Source organism: Robiginitalea sp. SC105, from assembly GCF_014243345.1.
Lineage (GTDB): Bacteria > Bacteroidota > Bacteroidia > Flavobacteriales > Flavobacteriaceae > Robiginitalea.
This window is the reverse complement of the sequence record NZ_JACLZF010000002.1, coordinates 304,782-325,461: the sequence shown is the minus strand read 5'-3', so window position 1 is coordinate 325,461 and position 20,680 is coordinate 304,782. Positions and strand designations below refer to the sequence as shown.

14 protein-coding genes and 2 tRNA genes are annotated in these 20,680 nt (G+C 53.4%); 10 read left to right on the top strand and 6 right to left on the bottom strand.

All coding sequences use genetic code 11. The annotated features are described in order from the left end of the window. Positions 1-20 precede the first annotated feature (20 nt). Genes H7F20_RS10590 through H7F20_RS10565 form a run of 6 tightly spaced genes read left to right on the top strand, consistent with a single transcriptional unit; the run spans position 21 to position 12,396 of the window. On the top strand, positions 21-3,392 hold the full coding sequence (locus tag H7F20_RS10590; RefSeq protein WP_185786156.1) for a sensor histidine kinase: 3,372 nt from the start codon (positions 21-23) through the stop codon (positions 3,390-3,392). After that, positions 3,389-6,649, top strand: coding sequence for a sensor histidine kinase (locus H7F20_RS10585; RefSeq protein WP_185786155.1), 3,261 nt, complete (start codon positions 3,389-3,391; stop codon positions 6,647-6,649). Before H7F20_RS10590 ends, H7F20_RS10585 begins: the two co-directional genes overlap by 4 nt. Before the next feature lie 11 nt (positions 6,650-6,660). Further along, positions 6,661-10,203, top strand: coding sequence for a two-component regulator propeller domain-containing protein (locus H7F20_RS10580; protein ID WP_185786154.1), 3,543 nt, complete (start codon positions 6,661-6,663; stop codon positions 10,201-10,203). Further along, positions 10,200-10,574 (top strand): response regulator, encoded by a 375-nt coding sequence (locus tag H7F20_RS10575; RefSeq protein WP_185786153.1) that lies wholly within the window; start codon positions 10,200-10,202, stop codon positions 10,572-10,574. The genes H7F20_RS10580 and H7F20_RS10575 overlap by 4 nt, the downstream gene beginning before the upstream one ends. Next, the gene (locus H7F20_RS10570) at positions 10,574-11,614 is read left to right on the top strand and encodes an adenylate/guanylate cyclase domain-containing response regulator (protein ID WP_185786152.1); all 1,041 of its coding nucleotides are present in this window, start codon (positions 10,574-10,576) and stop codon (positions 11,612-11,614) included. The genes H7F20_RS10575 and H7F20_RS10570 overlap by 1 nt, the downstream gene beginning before the upstream one ends. After that, positions 11,611-12,396, top strand: coding sequence for a DUF6090 family protein (locus H7F20_RS10565; RefSeq protein WP_185786151.1), 786 nt, complete (start codon positions 11,611-11,613; stop codon positions 12,394-12,396). The genes H7F20_RS10570 and H7F20_RS10565 overlap by 4 nt, the downstream gene beginning before the upstream one ends. 1 nt (position 12,397) lies before the next feature. Here the strand turns inward: H7F20_RS10565 and H7F20_RS10560 are convergent, their stop codons facing one another. After that, complete coding sequence (locus H7F20_RS10560; protein ID WP_185786150.1) at positions 12,398-13,297, bottom strand: DUF6544 family protein; 900 nt, start codon at positions 13,295-13,297, stop codon at positions 12,398-12,400. A 229-nt stretch (positions 13,298-13,526) separates the two neighbouring features. Continuing rightward, positions 13,527-13,937 (bottom strand): DUF4293 domain-containing protein, encoded by a 411-nt coding sequence (locus H7F20_RS10555; protein ID WP_185786149.1) that lies wholly within the window; start codon positions 13,935-13,937, stop codon positions 13,527-13,529. Between the two features lie 311 nt (positions 13,938-14,248). On the opposite strand from H7F20_RS10555, the gene rho reads away from it, so the two are divergent. From rho to H7F20_RS10535, 4 genes are all read left to right on the top strand, one after another. Continuing rightward, entirely contained in the window at positions 14,249-15,970 is a 1,722-nt protein-coding gene (rho, locus tag H7F20_RS10550) for a transcription termination factor Rho (protein ID WP_185786148.1), read from the top strand. A 158-nt stretch (positions 15,971-16,128) separates the two neighbouring features. Beyond that, positions 16,129-16,812: a hypothetical protein gene (locus tag H7F20_RS10545; RefSeq protein ID WP_185786147.1), complete on the top strand. Its 684-nt coding sequence runs from the start codon at positions 16,129-16,131 to the stop codon at positions 16,810-16,812. Positions 16,813-16,831: 19 nt separating this feature from the next. Next, positions 16,832-17,536: a hypothetical protein gene (locus H7F20_RS10540; RefSeq protein ID WP_221898763.1), complete on the top strand. Its 705-nt coding sequence runs from the start codon at positions 16,832-16,834 to the stop codon at positions 17,534-17,536. 61 nt (positions 17,537-17,597) lie between these two features. Continuing rightward, positions 17,598-18,359 (top strand): hypothetical protein, encoded by a 762-nt coding sequence (locus H7F20_RS10535; protein ID WP_185786145.1) that lies wholly within the window; start codon positions 17,598-17,600, stop codon positions 18,357-18,359. 200 nt (positions 18,360-18,559) lie between these two features. Here the strand turns inward: H7F20_RS10535 and rpsT are convergent, their stop codons facing one another. The 4 genes from rpsT to proS form a co-directional block, all read right to left on the bottom strand. After that, positions 18,560-18,811, bottom strand: coding sequence for a 30S ribosomal protein S20 (gene rpsT / locus H7F20_RS10530; protein WP_185786144.1), 252 nt, complete (start codon positions 18,809-18,811; stop codon positions 18,560-18,562). 37 nt (positions 18,812-18,848) lie between these two features. After that, positions 18,849-18,920, bottom strand: a tRNA-Glu gene (locus H7F20_RS10525). Between the two features lie 52 nt (positions 18,921-18,972). Further along, positions 18,973-19,044: transfer RNA gene (locus H7F20_RS10520), tRNA-Glu, on the bottom strand. Positions 19,045-19,165: 121 nt separating this feature from the next. Continuing rightward, complete coding sequence (gene proS, locus H7F20_RS10515) at positions 19,166-20,641, bottom strand: proline--tRNA ligase (RefSeq protein WP_185786143.1); 1,476 nt, start codon at positions 20,639-20,641, stop codon at positions 19,166-19,168. Between the last annotated feature and the right edge of the window lie 39 nt (positions 20,642-20,680).

Sequence of the window (20,680 nt, the reverse complement as noted above, 5' to 3'; positions counted from 1 at the left end):
CACGATATAGCCTTCAACGAATGTGCGTTATAGCCTTCTGGATGGTCTTTTACAGTGGGGTAGTATCCGGCCAGTCCCAGAAAATCATCTTTGAGGAAGTCCTGACACCCGGCGGAGACCCCCTCGGGAAGATTACCTCCATCGCAGAGGACAAAAGAGGTTTTATATGGTTCTCAGATGTGCCGAACCAGATGATCGTGCGTTATGACGGCAGCCAGATGAAGTACTTCAGGCATGATCGCGAAAACCCCAATTCTCTTGGCGGAACCTATCCGCACGACCTTTATGCCGATTCTTCCGGTTTTATCTGGATCGCCCTTATAGGGGAGGGACTCGATAAATATGACCCCTACACCGATACCTTCACCCATTACAGGCACGATCCGGATGACCCCGAAAGCCTGATCAACAAATATGTCCATACGGTTATCGTTGATCGCAACGGAATGGTTTGGGCAGGCACCTCCGAAGGACTTGACCGGCTGGACCCGAATACCGGGAAATTCACACATTTCCGGCATGATGAAAACGACCCCACGAGCCTTAGCCACAATGTGGTCCGAACCCTTTATGAAGACAGTGAAGGAACAATCTGGGCAGGCACGGGATTTCCCTATGATTATTTCTCGGATGCCGGAGGTTTGAACCGGTTTAACCCGGAGTCCGGAACATTTACCCGATATCTCCACGACCCGGAAGATCCCACGAGCCTCATAAGCAATAAGGTTAGTGCCATCCTGGAGGATTCCTATGGTAATTTCTGGGTGGGGACCGATGGTGACGGGCTGCATACCATGGATCGGAAAACGGGTCGTTTCACCCGCCACACCCATGATCCTGCCCTTCCGGATAATCTAAGCCGGCCAGCCATTGAAAACGAACTTTGGGCCCATATCACTTTCCTCATCGAAGACAGCATGGGGCAAATATGGATCGGCACAGTGGACAATGGGGTTAACCGATATGATCCGGTTAATAAAAAGGTAACCCATTATGGGGCCGCTACTGAAAATCCGGAAGGTGTAATCGAAAACGAGGATTGGGATGCATTTGCCCGAAGTAATTCGGCATGGTGTGCCTTAGCGTCGGATGAGGGCATTATTTGGATCATGACGGAGGAGAAGCCCAGGTTATTTAAGATTGATCTGTTCTGGAACGATTTCCCGATAATAAAGGAAAACCAGGTCAAGGACTTTTATGAGGAATCACCCAATATTCTCTGGAAGGCATCTGAGGGCCTGATACGGGAAGATATCGCAACAGGCAAGCGAACCGTTTACAAGAATATCCCGGGGGATACAACTAGTATCAGCAATGATGTTGTCAATTCCGTAACGAAAGATCGGTACGGTAAAATCTGGGCCGCTACCGCCGGAGGCCTGAATGAGTTGGATCCGGAAACGGGTCAATTCACGAGATACAGCCCGGATCCGAAGGACCCGGAAAGTTTGGCATGGCCATGGGTATCCGATGTCCTTGAAGACAGCTCTTACGATTTATGGGTGGGGACAACCGGTGGCGGGTTGCACCTGCTGAAGCGCGAATCGGGTACTTTTAAAATATTCCGGAATGACCCGCAGGACAGTACAAGCCTGGCGCACGATGAGGTATATGACCTTGCGGAAGACCCATCTGGAAATCTATGGATCGGAACGGCCCAGGGGTTGAGCCGTTTGGATCCTTCGAACGGATCGTTCAGGACCTACCTGCGCGGATATACGATCTCAAGCCTCCTTCTAGATGGCAATGGCGATCTTTGGGTGGCTGGCGGCGAACTGGGGTTGTTCAAATACGACCCAAAAATAGGCCGATTCGTGAATTCGGGCATACAGACGATCCCGAGGGAGGTACTACATGATTCGGAAAATAATATATGGATCCACAATACAACCGGCCTGTTGAAATACAATCCAAAATCCGGAACCACACTGGAGTTCGGGGCCCACTTTGGGATTCGCGGATTCTTGATGAACGCCACCCTGAACTATCCCTATCGCAAAAAAGACGGAACCCTGCTTTTTGGAATGAATGACGGTTACTACGCCTTTAACCCGGAGCAATTATGGCAATCTCGGGACACCTCCCTGTTGTATGCGACAGAACTGGAGATAAAAGGTGAATCGAATTCCGGGAACAGCCTGAGCCTAATCGATTTAAATGGCCAGGCAATGGATGTAACGTTGAAATCCGACCAGAACTCCTTTTCCATTTCCTATTCAGCGATTGACTTCCGGAGTTCGGGGGGGAAAGAGGTGATGTATATGCTCGAGGGATACGACCCGGGTTGGCTTCAGGGCAGTGCGGAACTCCCCGTCAATTACGCAGCGGTGCCGCCCGGAGCGTATACCTTCCGGTTGAAAGCCCAGAACAGCAGCAGCGGGCTATGGTCCGAAAATGAGGTTCAGCTGGAAGTACTGCCCCCGTGGTGGGCCACCTGGTGGGCCTATACAGCTTATACGGCCCTTTTCTTATTGGGGCTCTGGCAACTGTACCACTATCAAAAGGAACGGGTATTGCGCCTTGAGCGCGAAAAGGCCCAAAAAGTAAAACTGGAACAAGCCCTTGAAATTAAAAAGGCCTATGAAAAGCTCGAAGTTGCTCATACCCATCTAAAATCCACACAGGCTCAGCTGATCCACTCCGAAAAAATGGCCTCCCTTGGCGAGCTGACCGCCGGGATTGCCCACGAAATTCAGAACCCGCTCAACTTTGTCAACAATTTCTCTGAGGTGAGCCGGGAGCTCGTAGACGAGATGAAAGAGGAGATCAAAAAGAAAGACTACCAGGAGGTAGATGCCATTGCCAATGACCTCAAACAGAACCTCGAAAAAATAAACCACCACGGCAACCGGGCAGGCGATATCGTAAAGGGCATGCTCCAGCACAGCCGCAGCTCCGAAGGCAAACAGGAGCCCACCGACCTCAACAAACTGGCCGACGAATACCTGCGCCTGGCCTACCACGGGCTGCGGGCCAAAGACAAATCGTTCAACGCCATCATGGAAACGGATTTTGATCTGGGCCTGCCTGAGATCAGCGTCATCCCCCAGGACATCGGCCGGGTAATGCTCAACCTGCTCACCAACGCCTTCCACGCCGTCCAGGAACGTCAGAAAAAAGGGGAAGCAGGCTATCAGCCCACAGTTACTGTCAGCACCAAAAAGACCAATGCCGGGGTTGAAATCCGGGTAACCGACAACGGGGGTGGTATCCCGGAAGGCATCCGGGAGAAGATTTTCCAGCCCTTCTTTACCACCAAGCCCACCGGGGAAGGTACCGGGCTGGGGCTTTCCATGAGCTATGATATCGTGACCAAGGGGCATGGGGGGCAGCTTAAAGTGGAATCGAAGACAGGTGAAGGCTCTGAATTTTGTATTATCTTAAACGAATGATGCAGCGCTTTTCCATCTGGTTATTCCTCCTGCTCATTTACAATTGGGGCTACAGTCAAAACCAGTTTAGCCGGGTCAACTATTATGAGGAACTCAACTCGATCATCATCACCGACCTACTGGCAGACCGGAACAGCGAGATATGGATCTCAACGCTAAGCGGGCTATACACCTTTGACGGGTACGATTTCAGAAATTATTACCCGGACCCAAAAGACTCCACAACCATCGATGACCTGTTGCTCTATAAACTCGAAGAGGGCAGCAACGGGGATATCTGGATCGGGAGTCAGGGCAAAGTGTACCGCCGCGATGTGAAGACAGGATTATTCCGGAACTATCCTATCTACGACTTCGTTGACTACCCGGAAAATGCCCAGGCAAATATTTCCGAAATAGAATCCGATGGCAAGGGCACCATATATTTCGGGATTAACTCCAGAATGGGGTATGAGGATTACCCGGGGCTCCTCAAATTCAGCGAGAGCACGGAAACCTTCGAAATGGTAACCCTGCCGGATGGGGAAGCGGTACATAACGTCTATCAGATGGCGAGCAACCCGGAAGGAGAAATAGCCCTTGTGACCAATCAGGGATTGGTGTTGATTGAATCTGGCAGTATTCGGTCCTTAGGAGCCGAACCAGGTATGTTTTCTGAAGAAAATCAGGAATTTCCTTCGGATATCGTATGGGATGACCACGGAAATATTTGGTTTGTCACCAACCAATGGCGTCTCGGTAAAATTGATCCTGCACAGGAAACCGTCGAGTTCCTATCTTTTCCGTCTTCCTTTAATGGCGTGGTGGACTGGACCACACGAATCGGGTTTGACCAGAACTATTTGTGGATAAGTCACCGGGACGGAGTGGAATTGTTCGATGTCAATAGCGGTAAGTTTAGCGCTCCCTCAACCACAACACTCAGGCCCTTTACCGCCTTCCTGAATGATGCAATGGGCAATATATGGCTGGGAACCCAATCGTATGGCCTCTACAGTATCCCTCCCCAACAATTGCTGACCTCCTACCTGCATAATCCGGATGACCCTAATTCGGTAACCGAAGGTTGGGCAACCACTCCGTTTGAAGATGAATCCGGAAATGTATGGTTCGCCACCTATAACTCGGCCGGGGAAGAAGGCCTGAACAAGATTAATCCCACCACGGGTGAAATTGAAAAATTCCTGTTCAAGGACCGGCTGCCCCAATTCAACCGGCCGCAGATGATCAATGCCTATGATAAAGGAAGGCTATTGTTTCGCGATGGGCGGAAGTTATACGGGTATGATGTCAACACGGGTCAGGTAATCGATCCGCACATCCTGGATGAAACCGCAGACCTCGGGTTTCTGCATCATGTATACCGGGATTCCGAAGGTGACCTGTGGATCAGTACGATGTCCGGATTATACCGTCAGACTAGGGACTCTTACGAACGGTATGACTTTTCCCGGGGCGAGATGGGCCAGGAAGTCAGCAACGAGGTCCTGGAGGTCATGGAAAGCAGGCATGGAGGTCTGTGGGTGCAAACCAACGCGGGACTGTTTTTGCTCGATAAGGCAACGGGAAGTTTTAAACGTCATGGATTTGATCCAAAGGATGGACCCGTTTTCTCCTCCCAGGATATCAATTCCCTCCTGGAGGATGAGGACGGAACTTTATGGGTAGGCACCTGGCAGGGAGGGCTCAACAGGTACAACCCGGAAACGGGGGAAATACGGTACTATGGACTGGATGAGGGCCTGCCGAGCCCAAGCATCCAGGGCATACTGGAAGACAATGAGAACAATGTGCTCTGGATGAGCACATTCCGGGGTATGGCCCGTTTCGATAAGGCCACCGAACAAATCACAAGCTACGGGAATGCGGAAGGCGCGCAAAACCTGTATGCCGATCATTCCGTCCTTGAACTGAGCAACGGGTTATTCGCCTTCGGGGGCAGCAATGGGATAACGATATTCGATCCGTTGGCATTCACCGAGGATACCCAGCCGCCGATCACCCGGATCACGGGTATGAAAGTGGGTGATGAGTCGGTCACTGATACCAAAGGCGCTGCCATTATCCTGGACCACACCCAGAAAAATATATCCATCACCTATACCGGAATCCATTATGACAACCCCCAGAATAACCAGTTCGCCTACAGGTTGTCCCCCACCGAAGACGAGTGGCGGTATGTCGGGGGGAGCCGTTCCGCATATTATTATGACCTGCCCCCCGGAGAATATACTTTCTCCGTCCGGGCTGCCAATCCGAATATGGTGTGGAGTGATGCAAAAACTATCTCCTTCTCCATCACCCCTCCCTGGTGGAGGACCACATGGGCCTATGCCATCTTTGCGCTCCTGCTGGCCTTGATGGCGTACAGGTTCCACCTCTTCCAGAGACATCGGACGTTGCGCAGGGAACGGGAACGAACCCAGGCCAAAGAGCTGGAACACGCCCGGGAAATCGAAAAGGCCTATGAGCAGCTAAAAGCCACCCAGACCCAGCTCATCCACTCCGAAAAAATGGCTTCCCTGGGCGAGCTCACGGCCGGCATTGCCCACGAGATCCAGAACCCGCTGAACTTTGTCAATAATTTTTCAGAGGTGAATTCCGAGCTTATCAAAGAACTGAAAGAAGATTTGAAGGCCGGAAAATTAAAAGAGGTTCAGGACATCGCTGACGATATTGATGAAAATGAGCAAAAGATTATATACCACGGCAAACGGGCCGAGGGGATCGTAAAAGGCATGTTACAGCACAGCCGAAGCAGCGACGGCAAAAAGGAACCCACCGACCTCAACAAACTGGCCGACGAATACCTCCGCCTGGCTTACCACGGGCTGCGGGCCAAAGACAAGTCCTTTAACGCTTCCGTGGAAACGAATTTTGACCAGGACCTGCCCCGGGTGAGTGTCATCCCACAGGACATCGGCCGGGTGCTGCTCAACCTGCTCACCAATGCTTTCCACGCCGTTCAAGAACGTCAGAAACAAGGGGAAGCCGGCTATGAGCCCAAAGTTACGGTCAGCACCAAAAAGGCCAATGGCGGGGTTGAAATCCGCGTCGCAGATAACGGAAATGGAATACCCGAAAAAATACGGGAGAAGATCTTCCAACCCTTCTTCACCACCAAGCCCACCGGGGCGGGGACCGGGCTGGGGCTCTCCATGAGCTATGACATCGTCACCAAGGGGCATAACGGGGAACTCAAAGTCAACAGCAAGGAGGGTGAAGGGGCCACTTTTTTGGTTAACTTACCCCGGTAACCAACCAGCCAATGTACTTCACATTTCATATTAAACGAACCATCCTGCTGTTGTTATCGGCATTGTTTGGTTTGTTGAATGCGCATGCCCAGGGCAGTGCCGCTGAAGAGGCCAATGTGCCGGACCTTGCCTTCGAAGAATTCCAACTGCCCGGCGAGGCCACCGGAAACAGTGTGCAGTCTATCGTTCAGGACCCGCTGGGCTTTTTATGGTTCGGTTCCCAATCCGGGTTGCACCGCTACGACGGGAAGAATTTTATTACCTACAACTCGGACCCCATTAACCAGAATACCTTAAACAGCGACTACATAGAAGGCATCCTAATTGATCGTAAGGGCATCATGTGGCTGACCCACTGGGGTGGAGGGGGCCTCACTGCTTATGATCCCGGGCTGGAGGAGTTTACCCGGTACAATCATGATCCGGAAGATCCGGAATCGATCCTGCCGGGGGAAACAGGGGCCATTGTTGAAGATGCCGAAGGTTTCATCTGGGTGGGGGGCCGCCAGGGTCTCTCCAGGCTGGATCCGGCAACTGGAAAATTCAAGCGTTATTCCCATGATCCGGACGATCCCACTTCACTTTCCGACAATGAAATTGGAATGCTGTATGTAGATACAACGGGAACTTTATGGGTGTCCACCGGGATGCCGTGGAGCCTGAACGGGCGAGGTGGCCTGAACCGGTTTGACTCGGAAACGGATTCCTTTGAAAGGTATTTACACGACCCCAATGATCCCACCACCCTCACAAATAACAAAGTGAGGACCCTTTATGAGGATAGCAAAGGTAATTTTTGGGTGGGCACTGCCGGGGACGGGCTCCATCGCTTCGATCAGGATAACAAAACCTTTACCCATTATCCGTATGACCCGGAGCATCCCGACAGACCTTCCATGCCTTTTGTCGAGGGGACCGATCTGGAAACAGCCGTACCCTGGAGTCATATCAGTTCCATTTTTGAGGATAATAAAGGACGCCTCTGGATAGCCGCCGTTTACAGCGGGTTGAATGTATATGACCCGGGCCTGGGGATTACCAGACACTACGAAGCACGGGAGGGTGAAGATGAATTGGGGTCAAATTTTGTCTGGAAAATCTACCAGAGTGATGACGGGACCATCTGGGTTTCAACAGGAGGCGAGGGTAAAATGGTTTACAAGGTGAAAGAAAACAGGTTCCGGTTCCCTTTCTTTCACTTCGAAGAGCTTGAAGACCCGCAAATGGTAACCCGGGGCATCATCAAGGATTCCACGGGTGCCATATGGATGGCGCAATCGCGTCCTTCACCCAATTCGCAACCTCATCGGTCCAAGGTCTGGAAAATCAACGAGGGCGGTACCCGCCCTTCATTGGTCCGGCTGAACCCGGATTTGTCCTCTTCCGAGCTTTCTTCCTTTCTCGGCTCTATCTCCCTGGACAAGTCGGGCAATATCTGGGCAGGTACGTTTGACGGCTATCGGGTCGGGGATCTTGAGGAAAAGAACTTTGAAAATTTCGTACCCGATGTAGGTGCTCCGGATGACCTTCCCTGGGTGGCCCCTGTATTGCAAAGTAGCACAGGCGCAATCTGGATCCCGTATTGGGGACGTGGCCTCATCCGGTATGAGCCTGAGAATAAAACCTTTGAAGTTTTCGAGTACGATCCGGAAGATCCCAGGAGTATTTCGGGAGTCCAAATCTGGGCGCTGTATGAAGATAGCAACGGGGATATCTGGGCAGGAGGCGGATCCTTCACCCCGAGTTCCGACACCCCGCTCTTCCTGGATCGGTATGACCCAGAGACTAACACCTTCGAGCCCTTTCTTACTACCATCCTTCCGTATGGTATTACCTCACATATTACCGAAGACGATAACGGGAATCTATGGTTCAGCGACGGAAATTTTGGACTCTACAAACTCAACCCAGCCACCCGTGACTTAAAAAAGTTTACATCCAGCAACAGTTCATTGCCAGGCACCCGGATTTCCTCAATCATCCAATACCCTGGTGGGAATATCTGGATTGCCACCGATTACGAGTTGGTTGAACTGGATCCTGTCAATGAAACCTTTTCCATTTACGACGAGCTCCACGGTATCGTACCAGTCACGGGCACTTTGACCGGCCACATGTCCTGGGACGGGGATCTGCTCTTTGCCCGTTGGGAGGGATATCATGCCTTTAACCCCGGGGAGCTGTTGGGGGAGATAAAGTCCAACCTGCCAGACCTGAGGATTACCGGCTTCAAACTCCTGGATGATAGCATGTATGGCAGTGTCACCGGTCAATCGGAGCAGGTGCTGGAGGAACCTATCTGGAAAACTGAGCTCATAGAACTGGATAATACCCAGAATACCTTCGCATTTTCGGTGGCCTGCTTCGACTTCTACCAACCGGGGGCAAATACGATTCAGTTCATGCTGGAAGGGTATGACCGGGGCTGGAGAAGCGATATAAGGAACGGGGATACCCCCTTTTATGTGAATATAGCGCCGGGTACCTATACGTTCCGGTTGCGGGGGGCCAACGGCCTGGGCGTCTGGAACACCGAAGGGATAAGCATGGATATCATCGTCAACCCCCCCTGGTGGAAAACCTGGTGGGCTTATACGATGTATTTAATTGTATTTATCGGAGGCGTCTACGGGATCCATAAAATCCAGCGGAGGCGACTCATTCTGCAGGAAAGAGCCCGGTCACAACAAAAAGAACTGGAGCAGGCCCGTGAAATCGAAAAAGCCTACGAACAGCTGAAGGCCACCCAGGAACAGTTGATCCTCTCGGAAAAAATGGCAAGCCTGGGCGAACTGACCGCCGGCATTGCCCATGAGATCCAGAACCCCCTGAACTTTGTGAACAATTTCTCGGAGGTTAGCAGCGAACTGGTCGATGAAATGAACGAGGAGTTGGACAAGGGTGATATCCCGGAGGCGAAAGCCATCGCCGGGGACCTGAAGCAGAACCTGGAAAAGATCAACCACCACGGCAGGCGGGCGGACAGCATCGTCAAGGGGATGCTGCAGCACAGCCGGGGGAGCGAAGGGAAAAAGGAACCCACGGACCTCAATGCGCTGGCGGACGAATACCTGCGCCTGGCCTACCACGGGCTGCGTGCCAAGGACAAAACCTTCAATGCCACCATGGAAACGGACTTTGACGAAAAACTCCCAAAGGTCCGGGTGGTACCCCAGGATATAGGGCGGGTGCTGCTCAACCTGCTGACCAATGCCTTCTATGCGGTCAACGAAAAGAATAAAAGCGCCCCCGAAAGTTATGTGCCGACGGTGCGCGTTGCCTCGCGAAAGACACCCAAGGGGGTGGAAATCGAAGTTTCGGACAACGGCAACGGCATGCCCAAAAAGGTCCTCGACAAGATCTTCCAGCCTTTCTTTACCACCAAACCTGCCGGTCAGGGAACCGGCCTGGGGCTTTCCATGAGCTACGACATCGTAAAGAAAGCGCACGATGGAGAGCTGAAAGTAGCTTCCCGGGAGGGCGATGGAACGTCCTTCACCGTGATTTTGCCGATGCCCGATAAAACCAAAACACCTAAAAAGCAAAGCAGATGAAAATACTGGTAGTAGACGACGAACGCGATGTGGAACTCCTGTTCCGCCAGCGGTTCCGCAAGGAAATCCGCAGCGGGCGGCTGGATTTCCAGTTTGCCTTCAGCGGGGAAGAAGCCCTCCGGCTCATGGAGGCCATGGAACAAAAGGCCGTGCTGATCCTTTCGGATATCAACATGCCGGGGATGACCGGGTTGGAATTGCTGGAAAAAATACGGACGCAGTACGAGAACCCGCCCCCCCTGGTGATGATGATCACCGCCTACGGGGACCAGCAGAACCGCGATAATGCGAAACGGCTCGGAGCGGACGACTTCCTGACCAAACCCCTGGACTTTTCACTTTTGAAGGAAAAATTAACTACCTTGAACTAATGGCCAAGATACTGGTAGTTGATGACGAAACGGACCTCGAGGTCCTGATCAAACAGAAGTTCCGGAAACAGATCCGGAACCAGGAATACGAGTTCCTGTTTGCCAACAACGGCAAGGAGGCCCTGGAAAAGCTTATTGAGCAGCCCGACACGGACCTAGTGCTGAGCGACATCAACATGCCGGAAATGGACGGGCTTACCCTGCTGAGCCGGCTGAATGAGCTCAACCCGCTGCTTAAAGCCGTCATCGTATCTGCCTACGGGGATATGGACAATATCCGCACAGCCATGAACCGCGGAGCTTTTGACTTTATCACCAAACCCATCAATTTTGAGGACCTTACCATCACCATGGAGAAGACCCTCAAGCATGTGCGCCACATCCGCGATACGCTGCGGGCGGTAAAGGAAAACAACATCCTGCGGATGTATGTGGACGAAAACGTCCTGAATTTCATGGGCGGGCAGGAATACGAATCCCGGATCACCGCCAGTGAAAATATCGAGGCAACCGCCATGTTCATTGACTTGTGCGGGTTTACCACCATCAGCGAAAACAGCCCCCCGGACCTGGTGGTGGCCATGCTGAACACCTATTTTGACGCCATCGTGAAAGAAATCATCGATCACGAAGGGTATGTGGACAAGTTCATCGGGGATGCCGTGATGGCGGTATTCCGGGGAGAATTCCACCTGGACCGCGCCATTGAAACCGCCCTGGCCATCCGGCAGGAAATTGCCAAATTGCCGGAACTGGAGGGTTCGGATGGGTACCGGCCCCAGGTTTCCATCGGGATCATGAGCGGGGAGATGGTCTCCGGGAACATCGGCTCGGCCAGCCTGAAGCGACTGGATTACACGGTGATAGGCGACACGGTCAATGTGGCCGCCCGCCTGCAGGACAAGGCCGGAGCCAACCAGATCCTAATTGCGGAATCCTGCTACAAACAGGTGGCGGAATCCTTCAACTGCCGCGAAATCGGGCCCGTTTCCTTTAAAAACAAATCCAGGCCCATCACGGTTTACGAGGTCCTGGAATGATCACATTTTTCCGAAAACTGCGCCGCCGCCTGCTGTCCGAAAACCGGGTGACGCGTTACATGTTGTACGCCTTCGGGGAGATCGTGCTGGTGGTAATCGGCATATTGATCGCCCTGCAGATCAACAACTGGAATGAATCCCAGAAAGAAATCCGAGAAGAGGCGATCCTGCTCCGCAGCCTGCTCGCCGACCTCGAACAGGCGGAGAGCCAGTCCGATGAAATGATGCAGGCCGAAGAATGGATCATCATGGCTACGACTCAGGCTCTGGGCCTGGCTGCCGCCGAAGGGGAACCCCGGCCGTTCCTGATGAACGATTCCATTGCCTTTGAAATACTTTGGAGTGCACAGACCGTCTTTCCGGTGATAAATGCCTACAAGGAACTGCAAAGTTCCGGACGCGCCTTTGGGATCCGGGACAGTTCCATTCGCGATGCCTTCACTACCCTGGGGCTAAAGCTCAACGATTTGCAGCGGTCCATAGCCGACCGGATAGAAGTGCAGCAGATCCGGATCGATGCGATCCTGGAAAACGAAATAAACGCGGTACGCCTGCTTCACAAGCCGGCAGCTCCGGATCTGGAGCGCATCATCGAGGAAAGAGAAATGCCTAACGATTACGATGCGCTGCTGGCCGACAGGCGCGTGCGCAGCCTGCTGGCCATGAAAAACATGCTCAACTACGATGTCCTGGATACCCGACGGCAGCTCCATGCGGAAATTCAGCACCTCTCCGGCCTGATTGCGGCAAGGCTCAATCCGGGACAGACATCCGTGAACTGAGTCAGCTCACCCCGGAGGAAATCTGGCGGCTGGCTGGTTTCTGATCTGACCGTTCCCCGGCCATTTGATAGGTTATCTTTTCGAGGTTCCCCCGCCAGTAGGGTTCGCGCTTCCCATCGATGATCCAGGATACCTCGGCATAGGCGGGTACCAGCATCCCCTCATGGAGCTCGTAATCCCATAAACTGCCTTCCCAGGGGGTGGCAACCTGCCGGTCCCCTGCCCTGCGAAAGCGCTTTTCCGCATACACCCTGTGGATCAGGTTGTCGGGGCCAAAAGTGACTTGCAGGGAGAGCTCCATATCATTTTCCTTCAGGGTTGCCCGGGCATTAAATGCATCCATTTCCTGCCAGACGACCCCCTGGGAGGGAAGCCATGCAGTCGGGTACCAGGCAGCCTCGGCAAAAAAACGCAGCAATTCCCCCTGGTCGAGCTCCGGGCTGCCAGGTTCCCTGGCTACGGAAAACCATCCCAGCAGCCTGGCCGACAGGACACCCCTGCCCCGGATAAAGGCATCGCAGACACGCACGTCGAGAAACGGCAGGAAGCGTACGCGTGCATCCCAGATGAACTCCCTGGAAAGGGGGGATACCTGTTGCTTGGAGCGGAACCATGCCCATTTGCCGGATCCCAATTTAATCCTTCCCGAGTGCCTCATTTGCACCCGGGATACCAATTGCTGCCCTTCCTCCAGCACCAGCGCAAGGTATCTCCTTACGGGTCCCGGGAGGCCTTCCAGGTTCGCATAGCGGAATTCCGCGGGGTCCGGGGCAATTGGCCCGCCGGTGTTCCACAAGCTGTTGATATAAAGTCCCCATCGCCAGCTCCCGTAGCGATTGGCAAAGACCAGTAGCAGCAAAAGGACCAGCAGTATGGAAACGAAAAGTGATATTCCTCCCATGGGTAAACGGATATCCTTAAAATTACGCAGGGGAATGTTACCGGCAACTGACATTGGTTAGTTTTCAGCCCCTTGTTCCCCGGGAATGGTACGCCCCGGCCAGGTCTGTTACCAAAGGTTGGCAATAACCGGCCCAAAAAAACCAAGGGCCATGAAGCCGCCGCCAGAATGCAAGAACCCCGGCATTGCTGCCGGGGTCCATCGCACTAATACTACTAAGATAAAAGGTCTACCGCAACCGGTCCACAGATTTTACGAGGTCCTCATCCCGCTTGATTGCCCTGTTGGCCAGGACTAATAAAACGATAGAAAAAACGGGGATGAGCATCCCAATACCCTTCTCAGAAACCTGGGTTTCTCCGGATATGTTTAGGGCCCGGATTACGAAGAATCCTAGTAAAAAAAGATGCAGCAACATATTGAAACGATTCAATACGAACTGTGATTTTCTGTTTTTGAAACGCAGCATGGAAACGACCGCCAACAGGGCGGAGCCATAAAAGGCCAGGGAGATCCATAATTCTCCCTTGGCATACACTGCAGTCCCGTCGGCCTGCGTCCACAAATTGACCCAGAACGGCAATACCCCGGCAGCCAGGGCCACCAGGAGCAAATACACGGTCTGTATACGTTGGATCATCTTGCAGAAATAAGCGTAACGGACAGCAAAAATAAACAGTTTCCGGAGAATTGCCTCAGTTAAACCGATCAAATCTTTGCTTTCGGGAGGAACGGTTGCATGAACCCCCTGATGACCAGCCGACAGAGGCTGCAGAAAAGTGTAATTCCTTCTGGGGTTGCCTGTTAAATTGAAATTATTTTCGTATTATTGCAACGTTATTAGTTATAGCACTTACCAGGAGGACATTCTGTCCCGGGCAATATCCGAATAACATTTCTTCAATCCTTTCTTAGTACAGGACACATCGTATAACCTATTTTTATTCTTTCATGTTTGAAATCTCCGAATTGAAGGCTAAGAAGCTTCCAGAGCTTCAGGACATAGCTAAAGGCCTGAATGTCCCCAAATACCGCAGCCTTAAAAAACTCGATCTGGTCTACCAGATCCTCGACCTGCAGGCGAGCAACCCGGCCGCCGTGCGCGAGCATGCCCAGGAAGCTTCCTCCGACTCTGACTCCGAAACATCCTCCAAGCCCAATAAACCCCAGCGGGGGCGCCCCAACAAAAAAGAAGGGGGCGATTCCTCCCGCCATCAGAGCAATGGGCAGGATTCCGGGTCAAAGAACGAATCCGCCGATGGCAAGGACGAAAACAAGGACAACACCAAGGACAGCCGCAGCGACAACAGCAAAGACACCGGCAAGGACAACCGCAAGGACAGCCGCGGCCGCCGCAACGACAACAAGGACGACCGTCGCCGGGACGACCGCAGCAAAAACAAGGGCGACAGGTCCTCCGACAGCAGCGATCGCCAGAAGCGGGAACCCCGGAAAAAGGAGCCTGCAGAAAAAAACTACAACACAACCGGCGCCGACAAGCGCAACGGCAATTACGACAACAACCAGCGGAATAAATACAAGCAGCCCGAGTACGAATTCGACAGCATCATCGAAAGCGAGGGCGTATTGGATATCATGTCCGACGGCTACGGGTTTTTGCGCTCCTCTGACTACAACTACCTGTCCTCCCCCGACGATATCTATGTATCCCAGTCCCAGATCCGCCTTTTCGGACTGAAGACCGGAGACACCGTCCTGGGGAATGTCCGCCCGCCCAAGGAAGGCGAAAAGTATTTCCCGCTTATCAAGGTGAACAAAATCAACGGCCTGGATCCCCAGGTAGTGCGGGACCGGGTCTCCTTCGAGCACCTGACCCCCCTGTTCCCTAAGGAAAAATTCAAACTGGCCGAACGCCAGAGCAACATCTCCACCCGGATCATCGACCTGTTCTCCCCCATCGGGAAAGGACAGCGTGGCATGATCGTGGCCCAGCCCAAAACGGGTAAGACCATGCTGCTGAAGGACATCGCCAACGCGATTGCCGCCAACCACCCGGAAGTCTACCAGATCATCCTGCTCATCGACGAGCGGCCTGAAGAGGTGACTGACATGCAGCGGAACGTCCGCGGTGAGGTGGTGGCTTCGACCTTTGACAAGGAGGCCACCGAACACGTACGCGTGGCGAATATCGTCCTGGACAAGGCCAAGCGGCTTGTGGAATGCGGCCATGATGTGGTGATCCTGCTGGACAGTATTACCCGGCTGGCCCGCGCCTACAACACGGTACAACCGGCTTCCGGCAAGGTGCTCAGCGGGGGTGTGGATGCCAATGCGCTCCATAAACCAAAACGCTTCTTCGGGGCAGCCCGGAACATTGAAAATGGGGGCTCCCTTTCCATCATTGCCACTGCCCTTACCGAGACCGGGTCCAAAATGGACGAGGTGATTTTCGAGGAATTCAAGGGTACCGGCAACATGGAACTGCAGCTTGACCGCCGCATCTCCAACCGACGGATCTTCCCGGCCATAGACCTGGTGGCTTCCAGCACCCGCCGTGATGACCTGCTGCTGGATGATACAACCACCCAGCGCATGTGGATCCTCCGGAAGTACCTGGCCGATATGAACCCAATCGAGGCCATGGAATTCATGGAACAGCGCATCAAGCAAACCAAGAGCAACGAGGAGTTCCTCATGACGATGAGCCAGTAAGGCCCATTCTGCGGAATTTAAAGCCCCGGCCCAGCGGTCGGGGCTTTTTTTTGTGTGGATGGCAGGTACGGGTATATAAACCGCATCGCAATTCCCCGGGATTTAAAGTAATTTTAAGTCGTAAGTACGATGAATTTCAAACCTTTAAACACCCAAACATGCGTTTATCCAGAAATCTTCCGAGTCTGAAGGGCCTTAGCCTGCCTGTGCTTTTCCTTTTGTTGATGCTTACCTCCTGCGGCGAACAGGCCGGCACCGGGGGGGAACAGGCAGCGGAAAAGGAACTTGTAAAAGCCCCGGAGGGAATCATCACCCTGGACCAGGCCCGGACGGATTACGCATTGTACGGCAAGCGGCGTGTGCCGCTCATCCAGACGTATGAGGATTCCATCCTCAGGGGTGAGGGAATCGACTCCGTCTTCCCGGTGGCCCGCTATGTGGCCTTTGACTACGCGCGTCTAAAAAAATACATGCAATATATCGAACAGGAGGCCGGGAAAGCAGGGACGGAGATCTCCAGCCTGCGGATATACTTTGGCAATAACCCGGAAACGGGCGGTTTTGTGCATCCGCGGCAAAATACCGTTTTCCTGTTGCCCGCTGCACGCCCGGATGCGGAAAAAGACGCACAATTCGGCTTGTATATCCGGGAGGATGGCAAACCGGGATACCTGAGCCTGGACCTTGAGCCACGGGATGCCAACGGCATGGGCCTGCTCCCGGAAAGGAGGCAGCGATCGGAGGCGTCCCTGTTGCCGGTGTCCCCAGCCCCTGCAACCATTCAGGACCAGACGAGCCTGATCCTTAATTTTGGCGGATCGGCCCCGCCACCCAAGAACTGATGCCACAAGGAAAATCTGAATGATGGGGGATATCCTGTATACATTTTTCGTCAAATATCCTTTCCTGCCGGTATACCTGGCCACCGTGATATTGTCCGTTTGGCGCTATCCCCGGTATTTTGACACGGTCCTGAGGTTCCTCCCCATATTTTTCATGTATACGCTGGTTACGGAGATCACAGGGGTGGTGACCTATGAATTTGTCGATTTCAGTATTTTCCTCAATGAACTCTTCAGTTATTACAACTGGTTGATATACAATGTCTACCTCATCGTGTTCTGCGGATATTTCTACTTCGTATTATACCGGGTGATCCCCTGGCGTGCTGCCCGAATCGGCATCCTTGCAGGGTCGGTCCTGGTGGCCCTCACCGCCCTGATCAACCCGCTGTACCAAAGTTTCCAGTACGAAGTACAGCTGGGGACGTATATTGCGGGTTCCACCATCCTGATCCTTTCAGCCGGCTGCTACCTGGCATACCGGCGTTCGGTGTCCGGACGCTGGTTTACGGACCGCGACCTGCTTTCCTGGATTTCCGTGGGGATCATCCTCTTTTATTCCGGGTTTATACCGATCACCATTATCCGGAATACATATGCCGTCACGGAGACCGTAAACCCCGCGGTGAACCGGATCCTGCAATTCCTGATTTTTGCCATGTACGGTTGCTTCCTGGCCGGCCTTTGGCGCATGCGCCGGCAACGGGTTTTTTTAAACCAATAACAATCGTATCTTGAACACAGGGCAGCCCGGCCTGCCCAGTAAACCAACCAATGTCCCCCATTTGGAGCTTCTCGACACGCTTTGGGAATACTCGTTTTTCGGTCTGTATGCCGGGGTACTGGCCATGGCCGTCATCCGCTTTTCCCGGTACTACGACACCCCGGCGCGGTACCTGCCCATCCTGCTGGCGTATACCCTGGTTACCGAAGCCATCGGGATTATCGTCCGGGACTACGAGGAATTCAGCATAGTCATCAAGGAGCTGTATTACAACAATAACTGGCTGATCTACAATGTATACGCGATCGTCCTGATTGGGTTTTTCTACTACCTCTACCACGCCTACATCGTTGCCTTTCGCATCACCTGGCTCAAGGCCGGCGGTTTGGGGCTCTTTATTGCAGTGAGTATCTGGAATGCCTGGCAGTATGATTTTGCCACCGTATCCCAGGTTTTCGCCTACGGCGTCGGTGGGCTGCTCTTGATCGTCCTCTCCGCCCTCTACCTGTTGCAGGAATATCGCTTTGCTATCCGAAACCAGCTAAAGTACAACCTCCTCGTGTGGCTGAGCCTCGGGCTCCTGCTGTTTAACCTGGGGTATGTACCTGTCAACTACCTGCGTTTCCTGGTTGCTGCAGGCGTCATGGAATATCCCGCCTGGATCCGGCCCCTGCACCTTGGTTTGATCTACGGCATGTACGGCTGTTTCCTCCTGGGGTTCCTCCTGATGAAGAAACTCAGGCAACCCGGCAACTACGGGTCCAATGGCAATGGATTCAGCGGCAATGGATTCAATAGAAGTGAGGGGAAAGGTCCGGAATAAAAGGCCCGGGCTACCCTGAGCCGTTCCCGGCCTGGTTTGAACAGGGACCGCCCCCCTGGAAAAGGGTCAGGACTACCGTGGAACAGGGCCAGGGCTACCGTGGAACAGGGCCAGGGCTACCGTGGAACAGGGCACAAAAAACCCCGGGACGTACCGAGGCACGGACCGGGGTCCAATAGGATATACAAACAGGAGTGCGCTTACAGCCCGGCTACCTGCTTGGTGAGTTTGCTCTTGAGGTTCGCGGCCTTATTGGCGTGGATAATGTTCCTCTTGGCCAGTTTGTCGATCATGCTGACTACCGAAGGCAACAGGGCCTCGGCACTCTTCTTATCGGATTCTGAACGCAGTTTTTTGATCGCATTACGCGTTGTCTTGTGCTGATAACGGTTGCGGAGGCGTACGGCCTCATTCCTGCGGATGCGTTTTAATGCTGACTTATGATTTGCCATGAATTCTGAATTCGCTTAATTGTCACGTTTTTTCTTGTAGCCCGTAGGGGAATCGAACCCCTGTTACCAGGATGAAAACCTGGCGTCCTAACCCCTAGACGAACGGGCCGAATATTTCAAAGGGCGGTTGCCAGGCGGGAATTTCCACTGGAAACCTTTTGTAGCCCGTAGGGGAATCGAACCCCTGTTACCAGGATGAAAACCTGGCGTCCTAACCCCTAGACGAACGGGCCGTATTTCAATAGGCAGCAGCGGAATACACCGCAAAGCCGCTCAACGTGCCTTGTAATTAGGCAGGTGCAAAAATACAATTATTTTTTTGCCAGCCAACAACTGGATGCGTTTTTTTCGGGCCTAGTAGGCTTTGGCAAAAAGCACCCGGTAAGGCGACGGTTTCCCGGTGCGGATACAGGCGCCGGGGTCCGGTTTAGGGTCCAGGGGGATGCAGCGTATGGTCGCCTTGGTTTCGTTCTTGATGCGTTCCTCCGTTTCCGGCGTGCCGTCCCAGTGAGCAGACACAAAACCGCCTTTGGTTTTTATCACCTTCTTGAATTCCTCATAGGTATCCACCTCCGTGATAGCGGCATCCCGATAGTCTTTGGCACGCTGGTAGATCGCCTCCTGCATCTCCTCAAGCAGGCCGCTGATATAGGCGTCAATCCCCTCTGCGGGGACTACTTTTTTCTCCAGGGTATCCCTGCGGGCCACTTCATAGGTGCCGTTTTCCAGGTCGCGGGGACCGACCGCCAGCCGCACGGGCACCCCTTTCAATTCGTATTCGTTGAACTTGAACCCGGGCTTGTGGGTATCGCGGTCATCGTATTTGACGGAAATGCCCTGCTCTTTGAGGAGTTTCACCAGGGGGGCAACCTTCTCGCTGATGGCCCGGAGTTGCTCTTCCCCTCTGTAAATGGGCACGATCACTACCTGGATTGGCGCCAGTTTGGGTGGGAGTACCAGCCCGTTATCGTCGCTGTGGGTCATGATCAGCGCCCCGATCAGGCGGGTGGATACCCCCCAGGAGGTCGCCCAGACATACTCCTGCTGTCCGTCCATGGTGTCGAACTTGACGTCAAAAGCTTTGGCAAAGTTCTGACCCAGGAAATGGGAGGTGCCGGCCTGCAAAGCTTTTCCATCCTGCATCAGCGCCTCGATGCAGTAGGTCTCCACCGCTCCCGCAAATCGCTCGCCCGGGGTTTTGGTCCCCCGGATCACCGGTACGGCCATGAAATCTTCGGCAAAGGTGGCATATACGTCCAATATGGTTTCCGCTTCCGCAATGGCTTCGGCCTCGGTGGCATGGGCGGTGTGCCCTTCCTGCCACAGGAATTCCGCCGTCCTGAGGAAAAGGCGGGTACGCATCTCCCACCGCACCACATTGGCCCACTGGTTGATCAGCAGGGGAAGGTCCCGGTAGGACTGCACCCAGCGCCGGTAGGTATCCCAGATAATGGTTTCCGAGGTGGGCCGGACGATGAGTTCCTCCTCCAGGCGGGCATCTTCATCCACCACGATCCCGCTGCCGTCCTCGGCATTCTTGAGACGGTAATGGGTGACCACGGCACACTCCTTTGCAAAGCCTTCCACATGGCTGGCCTCCTTGTTGAAATAGGACTTGGGGATAAAAATCGGGAAATAGGCGTTTTGGTGGCCGGTGTCCTTGAACATCCTGTCCAGGGCGGCCTGCATCTTCTCCCAAATGGCATATCCATAGGGTTTGATGACCATGCAGCCCCGGACGCCGGAGTTTTCGGCAAGGTCCGCCTTTACCACGAGTTCATTATACCATTTGGAATAATCCTCGCTGCGTGTTGTCAAATTTTTACCCATTAATTGAAGTTTGGCACAACTATTGTGTCTTTATTAACG